Origin of the sequence: Clostridium lapidicellarium, assembly GCF_041224415.1 — a bacterium.
GTDB lineage: Bacteria > Bacillota > Clostridia > Clostridiales > Clostridiaceae > Clostridium_B > Clostridium_B lapidicellarium.
This window is the reverse complement of record NZ_JBGFFE010000001.1, coordinates 15675-34026: the sequence shown is the minus strand read 5'-3', so window position 1 is coordinate 34026 and position 18352 is coordinate 15675. Positions and strand designations below refer to the sequence as shown.

Sequence of the window (18352 nt, the reverse complement as noted above, 5' to 3'; positions counted from 1 at the left end):
AAGGGCGGCTGAGTAAAATGACTATGAGAGTTTTAAAAGATAAATGCAAGGGTTGTACTAAATGTGTGCAGAACTGTCCTTTTGGTGCAATCACTATGAAAAATAAAATTGCTGATATTGGAGGAGCTTGCACTGGATGTGGGGTTTGTGTAAAAATATGCCCCTTTGGAGCAATAGAAAAAGTTGAAGAAGAAAAGAAATTAGTTGATCTAAGTGCCTATAAAGGCGTATGGGTATTTGCAGAACAGCGTCAGGGAAAGATTATGCCTGTAGTTATAGAACTTTTGGGAGAAGGTAAAAAACTTGCGAAAGAAGTTGGAACAGAGCTTTGTGCAGTGCTTTGTGGAAATAATGTAGGAAAACTGGCTGACAAACTCTTTGCCTATGGTGCCGATAAAGTTTATGTGGCAGATCATCCTGAATTGGAGAATTATCGTACCGATGCTTATGGCAAGGTTATTTTTGAAGCTATTTCAAAATACAAACCGGAAATAGTATTGTTGGGAGCTACACATATAGGACGTGATTTGGGACCCTGCCTTGCTGTAAAGTGCAGTACCGGATTGACTGCGGATTGTACTAAATTGGAGATTGATCCTGAAGACAAGAAAATAAAGCAGACAAGGCCGGCTTTTGGTGGGAATCTCATGGCTACCATTGTCTGCCCTAATAATCGTCCTCAAATGTCTACAGTAAGACCTGGAGTTATGGATAAAGCTGTTTATGAAAAAGGCCGTAAAGGACAGCTTGTAAAATTAAATGTTGAATTTGAGAAAGGTGACATCAGAACAAAAGTTGTGGATGTAGTGAAAAAAGTGGAGAATGCAGTTTCACTGACAGATGCAGATATTATTGTGTCCGGAGGTATGGGACTTGGCAAGTCTGAAGGATTCAAATTGTTGAAACAGCTGGCGGATAAATTAGGTGGAACTATTGCTGCTTCAAGGGCCTGTGTAGATGCAGGGTGGATTGATCACTCCTATCAGATAGGACAAACAGGCACTACTGTAAAACCCAAAATTTATTTTGCATGCGGTATTTCAGGAGCCATACAGCATCTGGCAGGCATGCAGAATTCTGATTATATAGTTGCCATAAACAAAAATGAAAATGCACCTATTTTCAAGGTAGCCGACTATGGCATTGTAGGTGATTTGTATCAGGCGATTCCTGCAATATTGGAAGAATTGGATAAATAATAATTTAGGAGGAAATGATTATGAAAAATAAACTATTGAAAGGTGTAAGAGTTATTGAGCTGGCAAACTTTATAGCTGCGGCAACTGCAGGTCGTTTTCTTGCTGATCTGGGTGCAGATGTTATAAAAATAGAAAGCCCAAAAGGAGATCCTATTCGGTATACGGCTCCAAGTGAAGGAAGACCCCTTGATATGCATGAGAATACCACATGGGATCTTGAAAATGCAAATAAGCGCTGCATTTCATTGAATATGAAAACTCCAGAGGGAAAAGAAGCTTTCTTTAAACTTCTGGATACGGCAGATATATTTATTACGAACTGGAGAGTTCATGCTTTAGAACGTGCCGGAGTAGATTACGATAGCTTAAAAGGCAGATATCCTAAGCTTGTTTATGCAATGTGCACCGGTTATGGAGAATATGGTCCTGACAAGGATTTGCCTGGATTTGATTTTACTGCTTTCTTTGCAAGGGGAGGTTATCTTGAAACACTGCGTCAAAAAGATTCCGTTCCCATGAACGTGGTACCCGGATTGGGAGATCACAATGTAGGTATGAACCTGGTAGCCGGCATTCTGGCTGCACTATATCAGGCAAAAACCAAGGGAAAAGGTGAAAAAGTCACTACAAGTCTGTTCCAGACTGCTGTTTTCAATATGGGAATGATGATTCAGGCTGCACAGTATAAGGATATTGGGACTCCATATCCTATAAATGTTCGTGAGGGCAATAATCCGCTTCTTGCAGCTTGGAAAACAAAAGAAGGAAGATATATACAGACATGTACACCTGATTATAATACCTATTATAAAAAATTCATGTCTGCAATCGGAAGAGACGATCTAGTTGATTCTGAAAGATATTTTCCAATTCAAAATGTACAAAAGGCAGGAGTGGGCTATGAAGTCTATGACATTGTAATGGAAGCTATTGGAAAGATGACAGTGGAGGAGTGCAGTGAGAGATTGACAAAGGCGGATATACCTTTTGCTCTTGCACAGTCACTAGAGGAAATACTTGAAGATAAACAGGCATGGGCCAACGAATGCTTCTACAGCATGAAATATGATAATGGAAATACCCGAACATTGGTCAGGCCACCTGTAAACTTTGCTGAAATGGGAGAGCCGGAGTATGTACGTGGACCTATGATAGGCGAGCAGGGCAGGAGTATTTTGAAGGAAATTGGATATACAGATGACCAAATCAATAAATTAATTGATGATAAGGCACTTTATATTGGAGAATAAATAAATTGATAATTTCATACCGGTATATGTTATGAAGGCAAATGTCCTGATATATACTGGCATGAAATAAAATTTTTAAAAGTGAACTGGTTGACATATTATTTGAATATTGACACAATTTTTTAATAGGATTACAGAATTAGGGAGGTGGATTTAACATGAAATTTATCGATTTTCCTTCTATGAATGTCAAAATCGAAGGTATGGAAAACATAAGTATACCTAAAATGATGAAAATAAGACAGATTTATGATTCTTTCAAGATTGAAAATTTAAAAGAGTGGATAGAAAGGGAGATGGAAAATAATCTTTCCCATAAGGAGAATTTTAAAGGAAAGAGGATTTGCATTACTGTTGGAAGTAGGGGAATTCCCGATTTAGACATAATTGTAAGGACTATTGTTGATAAGTTGAAAGAGTGGAAGGCTGAGCCTTTTATTATACCTGCAATGGGAAGCCATGCGGGTGGAACTGCGGAAGGTCAAAAGGATTTCATAGCAGGATATAATATTACAGAAAAAACTATGGGAGTTCCCATATTGTCTTCTATGGAAGTTGTTAAAATAGGCCAGCTGCCTGACGAGACACCGGTTTATTGTGACAAAAACGCCTATGAATCAGATGGAATCGTTGTACTCAATAAGGTAAAACCCCATACGGATTTCAGGGGGAAGCATGAGAGCGGCATGGCAAAGATGATGGCCATAGGTCTTGCAAAACATAAGGGAGCTTCCATGTTTCACATGAAGGGATTTTCATCTTTTGCAGAGAGAATTCCCCAAGTCTGTGACATCTTTCTAAAAAATGCCCCTGTTGCCTTTGGTGTTGGGATTGTCCAAAATGCCTATGATGAGATAAGCAATTTGGAAGTCATGGAAAAAGCTCATATTCTTGAAAGAGATGCCGCCCTGCTTAAAATAGCAAAGGAAAAGATTGCAAAATTTAAAATGCCTTCTATAGATGTACTCATTATTGATGAAATTGGAAAGAACATCAGCGGAAACGGATTTGATCCCAATATTGTAGGAAGGAGCAATTCTCCTGGATTTGATGATGTTATCGATTTAAAGAAACTTTTCATAAGGGGTCTTACAGAGGAAACACATCACAACGGATGCGGTTTGAGCAATGCGGATATTACTACAATAAAGTGTGTTCGTGACGTTGATTACGAATCTACTTGGATTAATGTATCCACTGCTACAATGCTGAACGGCGGACGTATTCCAATGTATGCTAACAGTGATAGAGAGGCACTTTTGATTGCCATTAGAACCTGTACGGGAATAGACTTTGACAAGGTGAAGGTGGTACATATAAAAAATACATCCTCAATGGACATAATTGAGGTATCGGAAAGTTATTACGACGAACTGAAAAACAGGGATGATGTTGAAATTTTAAGTAAACCAGAAGATATAAAATTTGATAAAGATGGATTTATGATTTAAAAGGAGGATCGTAAATGAAAATTTTAAAAACTGTTGAAAAAGTTCCAGGAGGGCTGATGATTATCCCTTTATTCCTTGGAGCAATAATAAATACATGTTTTCCTCAGATAATAAAAATTGGCGGGATTACAACGGCAACTTTTTCTACGGGTGCTCTGGCATTTATAGGATGCAATTTGTTATGTGTCGGTGCCCAGATAAATCTTAAAGGTGTGGCAGAATCGTTGAAACGTGGAGGAGTACTTACAATTGCAAAATTTCTTGCGGGTTTCATTCCTGCCATAATTGTAGTGAAGATATTTGGAAATGATGGTATACTAGGAATTACACCTATGTTGCTTCTGGCAGCTGTTACGAGTGATAACTGCGGTATATACCTTGGACTTATGTCCGAGATTGGTGATAAATATGATTTAGGTGCACAGGCATTGCTTGGCCTTACTGTAGGTCCCCTGTTCACACTGCTTGGACTGGGAGTTGCCGGATGCGGTTTTAACCCCATTGCTATAGTTGCATCAGTTGGAACAATGGTTGTAGGTTTTATACTGGGCAATCTTGATGAGGATATAAGAAATTTCTTAAAGAGTGGAATTATGTTCACGCTGCCCTTCTTGGGATTTTCCGTTGGAACCGGATTGAATATTGTAAACATAATTAGAGGCGGTTTCACAGGTATTTTGTTGGGAGTATTGGTTATTGTGCTGTCATTTATATTTTTGGTTCCTGCCGACAAATTTATACTTCGCCGTCCTGGATATGCTGCCGTTGCAAATTGTTCGTCTGCCAGCAGTTCCGTAGCAGTTCCTGCTATTGTGGCCCAGTCGATACCAAGTTTGTCTGGACAAGTTGCAACTGCAACTACTGCTATAGCAGCTTCAGCGGTAATAACTGCAATTGTATGTCCTATATTGACATCAGTTGTAGTCAAAAAGTGGGGATGGACAAAAGAGTCCGTTGAAAGTAGCAATATAGAAGATGCATGATTACTATAAATAAATGCTAATAATAAAAATAAAAGGCCGGCGGCAATTATTTTGACCGTCAGGCCTTTTTTATGGTATTGATGCAAATGGTAAATAAAAATGAGTAACAAATACAACTACTATACATAGACTATTATATATATGATGGTCTATTTTTTATTTATTATAGCAAATATATTGACATTACATAGATATTAGTCTATATTATAGATATAGATAATTATCTATGTATGGAGTGATTTTATGAATTTGGATTATGAATTAAACGCAAAAATATTCAAAGCACTGTCCGATCAGAACAGATTGAAAATTATTAATATACTTTCCTGTGGTGAAAAATGTGCCTGTGATTTACTGGAGTACTTTGATTTTACACAGCCTACTTTATCCCATCACATGAAAGTGCTTATGGACTGTAAACTTGTCAAGTGCAGGAAGGAAGGGGTCTGGAGCCATTATTCCCTGGATAATACTAATGCAAATAGGCTGGTGCTGTTTTTAATGAATATTGTAACGGATACGGAAGAGTGTATCTGTAAAAGCAGGAGTACTTGTTTATGTAAAATTGACGATGAGAAATAAATTTATGTGATAAGGAGAGATTTATATGAAAAAGATGATGATTTTTGAACCGGCGACGTGCTGTTCTACGGGATTGTGTGGACCGTCTATAGATCCTGAATTGTTGAGGGTTTCTACTGTTGTTGATAATCTTCGGAAGAAAGGTGTATCAATTGAAAGATATAATTTGACCGGCAGTCCCCAAGTATTTGTGGACAACAAAACAATCAATAAGGTGTTGAATAGAGAAGGTATAGAAATGCTTCCGATAACCATGGTGGATGGTGCAATAGTGAAGACAAAGGCATATCCAACAAATAGGGAATTTTGTAAATTGCTGGGTATATCAGAGGATTATCTAAAAACTGGACTTAAGGTAAAATCTAAAGGTTGTGACTGTGGAGGAAGGTGCTGCTGATGCTTAAAAAATTTGATCCCTGCAGTATGAATTTAACTGAATATTTGTTCTTCACAGGTAAGGGCGGTGTAGGCAAGACCTCCACTGCCTGTGCCACTGCTGTTGCCCTTGCAGATCAAGGCGAACAAATCATGCTCGTTAGTACGGATCCCGCTTCAAATTTGCAGGATGTATTCAATACGGAACTTGATAATAAGGGAGTTAAAATTAAAGAAGTGCCAAACTTGACAGTTGTTAATCTAAATCCTGAAAAGGCTGCCGCAGAGTATAGAGAAAATGTAATAGCCCCATATGCTGGCAGACTACCTGAAGCAGCTATAAACAATATGAAAGAGCAATTGAGTGGTTCCTGTACTGTTGAAATAGCTGCTTTTAGCGAATTCTCAAAGTTTATCACCGATGAGAAAATGGAGAGAAAATTTGATCATATAATATTTGACACGGCTCCAACTGGTCACACACTTAGGATGCTTCAGCTGCCTTCGGCCTGGAGCAATTTTATAGGTGAGAATACTCATGGAGCTTCATGTCTCGGGCAGCTGTCAGGACTTGAAGATAAAAAAACATTATATGGAGATGCCGTTGATACTTTATCAAATAAAACAAAGACTACTCTTGTACTTGTATCCAGACCTGAAGCCGCACCTTTAAAGGAAGCAGCCAGAGCTTCTAAAGAATTGAGAGATATAGGAATAAATAACCAAATGCTTATAATAAACGGTATTCTTAAAATTCATGACGATGACATTTCAGATTCAATCTACCTGAAACAGAAGAATGCGTTGGAAAATACGCCTGGGCTCTTGAAGAATCTTGAAACCTATGAAATACCGCTTAGACCATATAATGTAACGGGAATTAGAAATGTAAGGGCGTTTTTGGAAAAAGACGATATTGTTGAGTGCAGCAGTGCAAATTTAAATATAAATAAAATATTTAAATTAAAGGATATAGTTGATGACCTGTATAGGAATGATAAAAAAGTAATATTTACTATGGGAAAAGGTGGTGTGGGAAAGACTACCATTGCAGCTGCCATTGCTCTAGGACTTTCCCAAAAAGGTGTAAAAGTTCATCTGACCACTACTGATCCGGCGGCAAATTTGAAATCCGTCCTGGATAAAAGCTGTGGAATTACACTTAGCCAGGTAGATGAGAAGAAGGAGCTTGAAAAATATAAAACAGAGGTATTAAATAATGCCAGAAAAACCATGGACAAAAGTGATATGGCATATATTGAAGAAGATTTACGATCTCCGTGCACACAGGAAATAGCTGCATTCAGGGCTTTTGCAGAGATAGTGGAAAAGTCTAAGGATGAAGTTGTAGTGATAGATACGGCTCCTACAGGGCATACGCTGTTATTGTTGGATTCAACAGAAAGCTATAACAGAGAAATTAAGCGTTCAGAAGGTAATATACCCCAGTCTGTCAGGGAGCTTTTGCCTAAACTTAAAAATGCCAATGATACGGAAGTTATTATTGTAACTTTGGCTGAAGACACTCCAGTATATGAATCCCTGCGTCTTGAATCAGATCTGGAACGTGCTGGAATTGCAAGCAGGTGGTGGGTCATAAATTCCAGCATGTATGCATCTGATACTACAAATAATGTGCTCAAGGCCAAGGCAAGTAATGAAATACCGTGGATAAAAAAAGTTAATGAAATCTCCAATGGAAATTTTGCATTAATAAAATGGAAGGCGGAAGAAATTAAAAATGAAAAATTATTTGATTTACTTGGTTAGGGAAAACTGGAGGAAAAAATGAAACCCAAAGTGGCTTTTATATGTGTCCATAACTCATGTAGATCACAGATGGCCGAGGCAATAGGAAGGTTATATGGAAGTGAGGTATTTGATTCTTACTCAGCTGGCACTGAAATTAAATCCGGAATAAATAAAGATGCAGTCAGGGTAATTAAAAAATTATACGGTATTGATATGGGTAAAACTCAGCACGTTAAGCTGATTGATGATTTACCCGAAATTGATATAGTGATAAAAATGGGCTGTAATGCTGCATGTCCATTTTTGATGTCCAAATATGAAGAAGACTGGGGCTTTGAAGATCCTACGGGAAAAAGCGATGAGAAATTTATTAAAACAGCTAAAATAATTGAGAAAAGGGTAAAAAATCTAATAAAAGAGATAAGGAATAAAGCTCAGAGCATAATTTGAAGATAAAAGACCGACAGCAGTTATTTTGACTGTCGGGTCTTTTTTTATTTGTCCGTTCTAAAATGATATTGTTGCAGATAAGAAACAAAATTCATATTTGCAACAATGTAAAATGCATATTGCGGTTATAAGAGCTAAAGGTAAATTATTCATTTTTTTGTTCTATTAATGCAACAACAGTATATGGAAAATATCTGCAATCACTTGGTATAGGAATGTTTAACCGGTGGTATGATAGTTGCTTTCTCATAAAAAATACATGGAGAAATGGAGGGTATGATTATGAATAATTTAGATAAATTCAAAAATATAATTTGTGATACTTTAAATATAAAGAATGTAAAGAATATTAAGGATGAAATGGGACCAGATGAAATAAAAGATTGGGATTCATTGGCACACATGGAGCTGGTTACAGCATTGGGAGATGAATTCGGAGTAAATTTTGATGTGGTTGACATATCCAGAATGTATACTATTGGAGATATTAAAAAGATATTGAAAAAGTATGGGGTGAAACTATGACATTTACGGATTATGTGTTTGAAAAATCCAGGTATTTAAAGAAAACTGCATTAATATATGGCAGAAGCATTAGCTATGAGAAGGTTTACCACAGTATAAATTATGTATCCAATTTGCTTAATAAAAATAAATGTTCAAAGAAAGATAGCATACTTGTTATTTCTGATAATTCTGTTTTTTTTATAGAAACTTATTTTGGAATAATTAAAAATGGGAGTGTATGTGTTCCGATCAATCCCAGTATGTCTGAAGACGATGTGAAATATATTATAGATATTTTAAAAATAAAAATAATCTTTTGCCAGAAGAAATATGAAACCAGGATAAAAAAATTGATTTGTAATGACACAATTTTATACAGCGAAGAAAGCATGGGAACAAGTGAAAATGAGCTTGGTTCAGGTGATTCCATAGATGTAAAAAAAGATACAGCACTTATTATGTTCACATCGGGCTCTACTTCAAAACCGAAAGGTGTCATGCTCACGCATTACAATTTGATGTATAATACCAATTCTATTGTGGAATATTTGCATTTGACTGAAAAAGACAGGATAGAGGTTGTGCTTCCTTTTTATTACTGCTATGGGACATCTCTTTTGAATACACATTTTAGATGCGGCGGAAGCATTGTAATAAACAATAGGTTTATGTTTCCCCAAACTGTCATAGAGGACATAGAGAAATATAGCTGCACTGGTTTTGCAGGGGTTCCGAGCACTTACCAGATATTGTTGAGAATGACTGATTTTAAAAATGCCAAAATGCCGTCGCTAAGGTATGTAACACAGGCTGGAGGAAGGCTCCCGGAGGTATTTATAGTGGAATTGTATGAGGCTCTTAAGGGAGTGGACATATACATTATGTATGGGCAGACTGAGGCTACAGCCAGGTTGTCATATCTTCCGCCTTCTCAGATTAAAAACAAGCTGGGTTCTATAGGAAAAGGGATTCCGGGTACGGAATTAATGATCCTAAGTAAGAAGGGCCTTCCAGCTGAAATAGGAGAAGTGGGAGAAATAGCCGCTAAAGGCGGAAATGTGATGAAAGGGTATTTTAATGATGAAGTGGAAACAAAAAAAGTGCTTAGGGACGGTATTTTGTATACAGGTGATTTGGCCTTTAAAGATGGGGATGGATATATATTCGTGGTTTCCAGAGAGAAGAATATAATAAAATGTGCCGGAAACAGGATAAGCCCCAGGGAGATTGAAAATACCATATGTGGTATAAAACAGGTTGTGGAATGTGCTGTCATAGGGGTTGAGGATGATATTTTAGGTGAGGCAGTAAAGGCTTTTGTAGTTTTAAAAGATAGTAACAGCGGCATAGATTCAAAATATATAGTGGATTACTGTATGGAAAGGCTTCCAAGGTATAAGGTACCCAAATATGTACAGTTTTTGCCGTCACTTCCTAAAAATTCATCAGGTAAAGTACTGCTTAAAAATCTGAAGAATATGTAAGATAAAACAAGGCAGGTGAATATATGTGGAAATAGACCATTTGATACAAAACATAGTGTTGGGCAATCAATTTAAAGTACCTCAGGAAAAGAAGGGAGGTATACTGCTCGATATAATCAAAAAACAGCTTGAGTCCAACCAAATCAGTCCCAATATAAGCAGTATGTACAAAAAATTCTCTGTAAATATTCCAAAAATTTCAAGACTTTCAGAAGTTCCGTTCATTCCGGTAAACATGTTCAAAAAATTCGATCTTTTGACCTGCAGCAATGAAGATGTAATAAGAATTTTAAATTCCAGTTCCACTACTTCCGGAATTCCCAGCAAGATATATCTGGATAAAATTACATCGATAAGGCAGACTCAGGGTCTTGTAAATACTTTAAAGAATTTTATTGGGAAAAGTAGAAGGCCTCTTCTGATCCTGGATACGGAAGCCGTAAATAGAAAAAGTGATGTATTGAGTGCGAGAGGAGCAGCCATTAGAGGAATCAGCAGTTTTGCCAGCAGTATAACTTATGCTATGGATAGAAAAGGTGAAAATTTGGGAATAAATTTATCCAGATTGAAAAAATTTGAAAATGAAAATAGAGACAAAGAAGTATTGGTATATGGATTTACCTATATAATATGGAGTAAATTTGTAAAAGAATTGAAGAAGAGAAATATTAGTTTGTCTCTTCCTAAAATGAAACTTCTTCACAGCGGCGGGTGGAAAAAACTTGTTTCTGAAAGTGTTGGAAAAGAGGAATTTAATGGAAGGACAGCAGAGGTCTTTGGGACCGAAGAAAAAAATATACTGGATTTTTATGGTATGGTGGAACAACTGGGAGTGGTATTTGTAGATTGTGAATATGGGTATAAACATATACCGGATTTCGCAGATGTTATAATAAGAGACTTTAATACCTTGAAAGAAGTGGAGATCGGCCAGAGTGGAATTATAGAGGTCATGAGTATTTTGGGCTCCAGCTATCCTTCACAGGGTATTTTAACGGAAGATGTAGGAGAATTTATGGGTATTGACGATTGCAGATGTGGAAGACGGGGCAAATATTTTAAATTCAAGTCCAGAATGGAGAAAACTGAAATCAGGGGCTGTGGAGATACATTTGCAGAAAGGAGGGCCGTTAAATGATAGATTGTTATCTGCTGGATGGATCCTTTTATGAAGTGAAAAAAGTTTTTAGTGGATTTGATGAAATAGAAAATATTTTAAAAGAAAATGTAAAACTGTTAAATTCAATGCCGGTGGAAGCTGTTATTCTCATATTGGACGAATACAGCAAAAGGTTGTCTAGAGATAAACAGCTTCTTAAAATTACAGGGACAACTTATCTTTCGTTCTATTTTAGAAAATCAAATATAGAAAAATTGATAGAAATCAATTTGAAGGATAAAAAATATTTAAATGAATTTGTTCCCATAGGTAGCGGTAGATTCATAAGAGCCCAGGGGAGAGGAATCATCTGCCACTGGATTGCAGGAAATGTACCTACTCTTGCTGTCTATTCAGTTTTTCAGTCGCTTATAGCTAAGAATTCAAATCTTGTGAGACTGCCTAAAAAAAGCATTTCTATAGTTTTGAGATTGTTGAAACCTTTGGAAAATATAGAGGTAATTTATAATGGAAAAATATATTCTTCTGAAAACATGTTGAAAAACATATCTCTGGTATATTTCCCTAGAGAAGATGAATCGTTGAATAAATACATGTCGGCTGCTGCAGATTCAAGAATTATATGGGGGGGAGAAAGTGCAGTGAATCATATTACTTCGCTTCCTAAAAAGACCACCTGCAAGGATATAGTTTTTGGACCAAAATATTCTTTTGCCGTATTTGATAGATATGCTGTTGAAAGTGACAGCTGCAGTGAATATATAAACAAATTTGTAACGGATGTAGTTTTGTTTGGACAGAAAGCCTGTTCTTCACCTAATGTACTTTTTATAGAAAAAAGTAATATCCCTTTGAAACATATTGTCAAAGTACTTGAAAGATCTTTTCAAAAAATAGGTAAAAGGTATAAAAATATTCTAGATGAAAATACCTGCGCAGAAATTCTTAACAAGAGGGGGATGTACAGCCTCGATTTGACCAGAGACATTTGCTGCAGCGGTGGATTGGAATATACTATTTTAATTGATGATGAAGTAAAATTAGAAGAGCCTGTAGGGGGAAGATGCATTTTTGTAAAACAGGTAAACAGCATATTTGATGTAAAGGATTTGATTACCCGCAGAATACAGACTATAGGCTATGCCATTGATGACAAAGACAAACTTTTTAAATTTGCAGGTATGGCTACATCGGCAGGTGTGAATAGAGTAGTGGGTTTTGGAGCCATGAATAATTATGATTCTCCCTGGGATGGATGTTTTATGATAAATGAACTTGTATTGTGGTGTAGTCTAAATATTTAGATAGATTTTAGGATTGCCGGCAGGAGACCTTTAAAGTGAGGCTCCTGACTTTTTTATATAAGGGAGGTTGTATTATATGAGAGGATTGACAATTGATGAATTGAAGATTGGGGACAGAGCCTGTTTTGAAAAGATTGTATCTGAAGATGACGTATATTCGTTTGCTGAAATAACGGGGGATTTCAATCCACTCCATGTAGATGAAAAAAAATGCAAGGAGGTGTTCAGAAAAAGAATAGCACATGGAGCACTTATAGCTGGATATTTATCTGCCTGTATAGGAATGTATCTTCCAGGACCAGGTACTATTTATCTGAGTCAAAACTCAAAATTCAATTTGCCTGTGTATTTTGGAGATACCATAAAAGCGGAAGTGGAGGTTTTGAAAATATACAAAAATGAAAATATAGTGAAACTTAAAACTACCTGTACTAATTCAAAAGGCCATAGGGTCTTGACAGGTGAAGCTTTTGTCATGCCGCCGTCAATAGCATAAATTATTAAAATACGTTATTGATGTTTTAAAAACCAGAATTTACAGATGCTTTTTATCATAAAAATGGTTGAATTTATGATATGATTTTTTATGTGGAGTACTGCACATCTACTTATATTTTATCCGAACGCTACCATTGCTAATACTCCCAGCTTCTCAGAGTGGGAGATAAGCACTGCTACGCGCCTGGATAAGTTCTTTTAATGTTCAGGTGGAGAAAAAGTATTACTTATTTAGCAAACTTCGCCTGAGCCTAAGAATCACTTGATGTTATATGATTTTAAAAGGGGGTTTATTTCATGAAGGATGAAGAACTGGTAAGCTTTGATAATTTGCTGAAAGGAGACGTAAAATTTTTGAAATCCAGAATAAGACAGTTATATCAAGTTATTGAAAGCTCCTACGACGGGATATATATAACAGATGGAAATGCAAATACCATATTTCTGAATAAGTCCTATGAGAGAATCACCGGAATGAGAAAAAACGAAATGCTCGGTAAAAATATGAGATATCTGGAAAAAAATAATTATATATCCAAATCAGGGACACTTATGGTGTTGAACAGCAGAAAAAATGTTACAATCGAACAGAAGTTTAAAACAGGCAAGACGGTATTGGTTTCTAGCAGTCCCATATTCAACGAAGACGGTGAGATAACCATGGTGGTTACAAATGTGAGAAATGTCACGGAACTCTATGAATTGAAGGAGCAGCTGGAAAAGAACAGGGAGATCATGGGAAGATATCATTTGCAACTGGAAGCAATGAGACAGCAGATTCTTGAGTGTTCGGATATTATAGTGAAAGATGAAAAGATGATCAATACACTCAATATGGCAAAGAAAGTTGCAAAAGTAGATACCACTGTGCTTTTGCTGGGGGAAACTGGAGTTGGCAAGGAAAAAGTAGCTAAATATATACATAAAAACAGCAGGAGAAGCAATAAGAATTTTATAAAAATAGACTGCAGTTCTATACCTCGTAACCTTATAGAATCAGAATTTTTTGGCTACGAGAAAGGATCGTTTACAGGTGCAAGCAAGGAAGGGAAGATGGGTCTTTTTGAATTAGCTGACGAAGGTACGGTTTTCTTGGATGAAATCGGTGAACTCAGTCTGGATATGCAGGTGAAACTCTTGAGGGTGCTTCAGGAAGGGGAGATTAGAAGAGTTGGCGGTACTGATACTATTGAAATCGATATAAGGGTGATTGCCGCAACTAACAGAAATTTGGGAAAAATGGTTGCTGAAAAGAAATTCAGAAAGGATCTGTACTATAGGTTGGATGTAGTACCTATTACAATTCTACCACTCAGGGAAAGAAGGGGCGATATTGAACCTCTTATAAACTATTTTATGGGTGTATTTAATAAAAAATATAATTTTGATAAGATTATAACCGGTGCTGCAGTGGACTCCTTAAAGGAATACAGGTGGCCGGGAAATGTCAGGGAATTAAAAAATATAATAGAGAGAGTCATAATTATGACCTCAAGGGATAAGATACTTAGAAGTGATTTGCCTATAAGGGAAGTTTGGGACAGCAGCAAATTTGAAACCGATATGATAAAGAATCACTTAAATCTAAGGGATGCAGTTGAAAATTTAGAAGAATCCATGATAGAAAGTGCTTTTAGAGAGCATGGAAATGTAAGGGATGCGGCAAAGGAACTTGGAATAAATGCTTCCACTTTAGTTAGAAAGAGAAAGAGATACAGAAATAAATATATGTTGCAAAAATGAAATCAGTTGCAATTATGCAAATAAGAGATATATTTAATAAACTGCGTAAGTAAAAAAATAATGTTGCGATTATGCAATAAATACAATTGTAGTGTTTTTATAATACAAAATTCATATGGTTCTGTAATTGTCTTTAATTAAGGGCTATATGAATTTTTTATATTTTGTATAGAGAATTGGTATCAAAATTGCTTGAATATGATTGTGTAAGTAAAAAAATTATATCTATATGAAATGAAAGGAATGATTGCAATGTCTTTAATGACAGGAGAAGAATATGTGGAAAGTTTGCGTAAACTAAAGTTAAACGTTTATTATCTGGGGAAAAAGGTGGAAAGCCCCGTAGATAATCCTGTAATTCGTCCATCTCTTAATTCTGTTAAGATGACTTATGATCTGGCCCAGCAGCCGGAGTATGAAGATCTTATGACGGCAAAGTCAAATATAACAGGTAAAAAAGTAAACAGGTTCACTCATTTACATCAAAGTGCCGAAGATCTGGTAAAGAAGGTAAAAATGCAGAGACTATGCGGGCAGAAAACTGCTGCCTGTTTCCAAAGATGTGTTGGAATGGATGCTTTTAATGCAGTATACAGCACTACTTTTGAGATAGACAAACAGTACAATACCAATTATTTTGAAAATTTCAAAAAATATCTGGCATATGTTCAGGACAAGGATCTTACAGTTGATGGTGCAATGACAGATCCCAAGGGAGATAGAGGATTATCTCCGAGCAAACAAGTTGATCCGGATTTGTATTTGAGAGTCGTGGAAAGAAGACCGGACGGGGTTGTAGTTAGAGGGGCAAAAGCCCACCAGACAGGAATCTGCAATTCTCACGAAGTGCTTGTAATGCCTACACAGGCTATGAAACCTGAGGATAAGGATTATGCAATATCTTTTGCGGTGCCTACTGACACAAAGGGGATAACCATGATAATTGGGAGGCAGTCCTGTGATACTAGGAAACTGGAGAAAGATGCTGACATTGATGTAGGCAATAAGAATTTTGGCGGTGTAGAAGCACTTACAGTATTTGATAATGTATTTGTTCCAAACGACAGGATATTTTTAAATGGTGAGACTGAATATGCGGGTATGCTTGTGGAAAGGTTTGCAGGATATCACAGGCAGAGCTACGGCGGTTGTAAAGTGGGAGTGGGAGATGTACTTATAGGGGCTGCCGCACTGGCTGCTGAATATAATGGAGTGCCTAGAGCATCACATATAAAGGACAAATTGATAGAAATGATGCATTTAAATGAGACATTATATGCATGTGGAATTGCCTGTTCATCCGAGGGATATCCTACAAAAGCAGGTAACTATCAAATAGATTTGCTGCTTGCAAATGTATGTAAGCAGAATGTAACAAGATTTCCCTATGAAATTGTAAGACTGGCGGAAGATATAGCAGGAGGCCTTATGGTAACAATGCCTTCGGAAAAGGATTATAAAAATCGTGAAGTAGGAAAATATGTAAAGAAGTATCTGGTGGGAACTGCATCTGTTCCTGTGGAGAACAGAATGAAAATACTTAGGCTTATAGAAAACTTGAGCCTTGGTACTGCAGCAGTGGGCTATAGGACTGAGTCAATGCATGGAGCAGGTTCGCCGCAGGCACAGAGAATAATGATATCGAGACAGGGAAATCTGGGCCAGAAGAAATCACTGGCAAAAGCCATAGCAAGGATAGAAGAATAGTAAATATGAAAATGGGGTGATTTTCACCCCATACGTAAAATGGCGAGGTGCTGCATTTATGAAGAAAAAAATAATGGAGGTAATTGATAAAAGCATAAGACCTTATTTAAATAGTCATAATGGTGATATCCAGCTTGTTGGAGTGAAAGATGGAGTGGTTAAAGTCAGACTTTTGGGGCAGTGCAGCAATTGTGCCTTATCCAGGGATACTGTTAAAAATGTGATTGAAACTTCTTTGAAATTAAAAATCGAACAGGTGAAAGAGGTGGAAGTTGTAGATTATATAAGTCAGGACACTTTAGAGCTGGCAAAAAAAATATTGAATAAGGGTTTGGGTGACTAAGTGCTGAATGTGGGGATTAAATATTGCGGAGGATGTAATCCCAGATACAACAGAAAAAAATTTTTAAATGATTTGGAAAGAAGTTTTAATTATAGTTTTGAAGTGGCTCAATTAGGTAAAATATACGATATATTGATAATTTTATGTGGATGTAATAGTTGCTGTGTTAACTACAGCGAACTTAAATTTAAGTTTAAAAGAATATTGGTGAGATCTGAAGAGGATTTTAATGAAGTTAAAAATCTGCTGGATCGATATTCCGATGAAATATAGGGGGGAAATTATCTTTATGAATTGGAAGAATATATATAAGGAAAAATTGGTGAGTGCAGAAGAAGCCGTTTCCAAGATAAAATCTAATGACAGGGTAGTTATTGCACATGCTACTGGAGAACCGTTGAATATAGTAGATGCGATGGTTAAAAATAAGGAAAATTATGAAAATGTTGAGATAGTTCATATGGTAGCTATGGGTAAGGGCGAATATGCTAAACCCGGAATGGAGAAGCATTTTCATCACAATTCACTATTTGTAGGGGCTACCACCAAAGATGCTGTAAATTCAGGCAGAGGTGATTATACACCCTGTTATTTCTATGAAGTGCCGGGTTTATTTAGAGATGGCTATTTACCGGTGGATGTGGCGATAATACAGGTAAGCAAGCCGGATAAATATGGCTACTGCAGTTTTGGAGTTTCCAATGATTATACCAAGCCGGCAGCGGAAAGTGCAAAACTTGTAATTGCGGAAGTAAATGAAAATATGCCGAGGACTTTGGGGGATTCATTTATACATGTATCGGATATCGACTATATAGTGGAAGTTTCACATCCGTTGATAGAACTAAAACCGGCTAAATTGGGAAAAGTAGAAAAATCTATAGGAAAATACTGTGCATCCCTGATTGAGGATGGTTCGACTCTTCAGCTTGGTATAGGTGCTATTCCGGATGCTGTACTCATGTTTTTAAAAGATAAGAAGGATTTGGGGATACATTCTGAAATGATATCAGATGGAGTGGTGGATCTGGTTAATTCGGGAGTTATCAACAATAGCAAAAAAACTCTTCATCCCGGCAAGATAGTTGTGACATTTTTAATGGGAACGAGAAAATTATATGATTTTGTGGATGATAATCCTATTATAGCTTCTTATCCGGTAGATTATGTAAATGATCCTCGGGTCATCATGCAAAATTACAAGATGGTATCGATAAATTCCTGTGTTCAGGTGGATTTAATGGGCCAGATATGTTCTGAAAGTATAGGATTGAAGCAGATAAGCGGAGTTGGAGGTCAGGTGGACTTTATAAGGGGAGCCAATATGGCCAAAGATGGTAAAGCCATTATTGCCATACCTTCTACTGCAGCAAAGGGAAAGGTTTCCAGGATAGTCCCACTGCTGAATACCGGGGCCGCAGTTACCACTAACAGATGTGATGCTGATTATGTGGTTACAGAATATGGCATTGCCCATCTTAAGGGAAAGACTTTGAGAGAAAGGGCCAGAGCTTTGATAGATATTACTCATCCTGATTTTAGAGAACCGCTAATCAAAGAATTTGAGAAGAGATTTAATGATAAATTTTAAAAAATAGAAAAAT

The 18352-nt window shown here is 36.7% G+C and carries 18 protein-coding genes; all 18 read left to right on the top strand.

All coding sequences use genetic code 11. The annotated features are described in order from the left end of the window. Window positions 1-17 precede the first annotated feature (17 nt). Entirely contained in the window at window positions 18-1199 is a 1182-nt protein-coding gene (locus AB8S09_RS00170) for an electron transfer flavoprotein subunit alpha (RefSeq protein WP_294180596.1), read from the top strand. A 20-nt stretch (window positions 1200-1219) separates the two neighbouring features. After that, window positions 1220-2449 (top strand): CaiB/BaiF CoA transferase family protein, encoded by a 1230-nt coding sequence (locus AB8S09_RS00165; protein ID WP_294180597.1) that lies wholly within the window; start codon window positions 1220-1222, stop codon window positions 2447-2449. Window positions 2450-2607: 158 nt separating this feature from the next. Further along, complete coding sequence (locus AB8S09_RS00160; protein WP_294180599.1) at window positions 2608-3900, top strand: nickel pincer cofactor-dependent isomerase, group 22; 1293 nt, start codon at window positions 2608-2610, stop codon at window positions 3898-3900. 14 nt (window positions 3901-3914) lie between these two features. Beyond that, a complete protein-coding gene (locus AB8S09_RS00155) occupies window positions 3915-4883 on the top strand; it encodes a 2-keto-3-deoxygluconate permease (RefSeq protein ID WP_369868290.1) in 969 nt (322 codons plus the stop codon). 243 nt (window positions 4884-5126) lie between these two features. Then, window positions 5127-5465, top strand: coding sequence for an ArsR/SmtB family transcription factor (locus AB8S09_RS00150; protein ID WP_294180603.1), 339 nt, complete (start codon window positions 5127-5129; stop codon window positions 5463-5465). Between the two features lie 25 nt (window positions 5466-5490). Further along, complete coding sequence (gene arsD, locus AB8S09_RS00145; protein WP_294180604.1) at window positions 5491-5862, top strand: arsenite efflux transporter metallochaperone ArsD; 372 nt, start codon at window positions 5491-5493, stop codon at window positions 5860-5862. After that, window positions 5862-7610, top strand: coding sequence for an arsenical pump-driving ATPase (arsA, locus tag AB8S09_RS00140; RefSeq protein WP_294180607.1), 1749 nt, complete (start codon window positions 5862-5864; stop codon window positions 7608-7610). Before arsD ends, arsA begins: the two co-directional genes overlap by 1 nt. An 18-nt stretch (window positions 7611-7628) precedes the next feature. Further along, window positions 7629-8042 carry an arsenate reductase ArsC gene (locus tag AB8S09_RS00135; RefSeq protein ID WP_294180609.1) on the top strand — a complete coding sequence of 138 codons (414 nt, stop codon included), beginning with the start codon at window positions 7629-7631 and terminating at the stop codon, window positions 8040-8042. Window positions 8043-8324: 282 nt separating this feature from the next. Further along, a complete protein-coding gene (locus AB8S09_RS00130; protein WP_294180611.1) occupies window positions 8325-8567 on the top strand; it encodes an acyl carrier protein in 243 nt (80 codons plus the stop codon). Then, window positions 8564-10033, top strand: a complete 1470-nt coding sequence (locus tag AB8S09_RS00125; protein ID WP_294180613.1) for an AMP-binding protein — start codon at window positions 8564-8566, stop codon at window positions 10031-10033. The genes AB8S09_RS00130 and AB8S09_RS00125 overlap by 4 nt, the downstream gene beginning before the upstream one ends. A 40-nt stretch (window positions 10034-10073) precedes the next feature. Beyond that, on the top strand, window positions 10074-11171 hold the full coding sequence (locus AB8S09_RS00120; protein ID WP_369868289.1) for a LuxE/PaaK family acyltransferase: 1098 nt from the start codon (window positions 10074-10076) through the stop codon (window positions 11169-11171). Further along, entirely contained in the window at window positions 11168-12457 is a 1290-nt protein-coding gene (locus tag AB8S09_RS00115) for an acyl-CoA reductase (protein ID WP_294180616.1), read from the top strand. The genes AB8S09_RS00120 and AB8S09_RS00115 overlap by 4 nt, the downstream gene beginning before the upstream one ends. A gap of 76 nt (window positions 12458-12533) precedes the next feature. Continuing rightward, window positions 12534-12953 (top strand): MaoC family dehydratase, encoded by a 420-nt coding sequence (locus AB8S09_RS00110; protein WP_294180618.1) that lies wholly within the window; start codon window positions 12534-12536, stop codon window positions 12951-12953. A gap of 299 nt (window positions 12954-13252) precedes the next feature. Continuing rightward, complete coding sequence (locus AB8S09_RS00105) at window positions 13253-14698, top strand: sigma-54 interaction domain-containing protein (protein WP_369868287.1); 1446 nt, start codon at window positions 13253-13255, stop codon at window positions 14696-14698. A 252-nt stretch (window positions 14699-14950) separates the two neighbouring features. Then, a complete protein-coding gene (locus tag AB8S09_RS00100) occupies window positions 14951-16405 on the top strand; it encodes a 4-hydroxyphenylacetate 3-hydroxylase family protein (RefSeq protein ID WP_369868375.1) in 1455 nt (484 codons plus the stop codon). A gap of 58 nt (window positions 16406-16463) precedes the next feature. Then, window positions 16464-16748 (top strand): NifU family protein, encoded by a 285-nt coding sequence (locus AB8S09_RS00095; RefSeq protein WP_294180622.1) that lies wholly within the window; start codon window positions 16464-16466, stop codon window positions 16746-16748. Further along, window positions 16749-17021 (top strand): hypothetical protein, encoded by a 273-nt coding sequence (locus AB8S09_RS00090; RefSeq protein WP_369868286.1) that lies wholly within the window; start codon window positions 16749-16751, stop codon window positions 17019-17021. Between the two features lie 16 nt (window positions 17022-17037). After that, entirely contained in the window at window positions 17038-18339 is a 1302-nt protein-coding gene (locus tag AB8S09_RS00085) for an acetyl-CoA hydrolase/transferase family protein (RefSeq protein WP_294180626.1), read from the top strand. The last annotated feature ends 13 nt before the right edge of the window (window positions 18340-18352 follow it).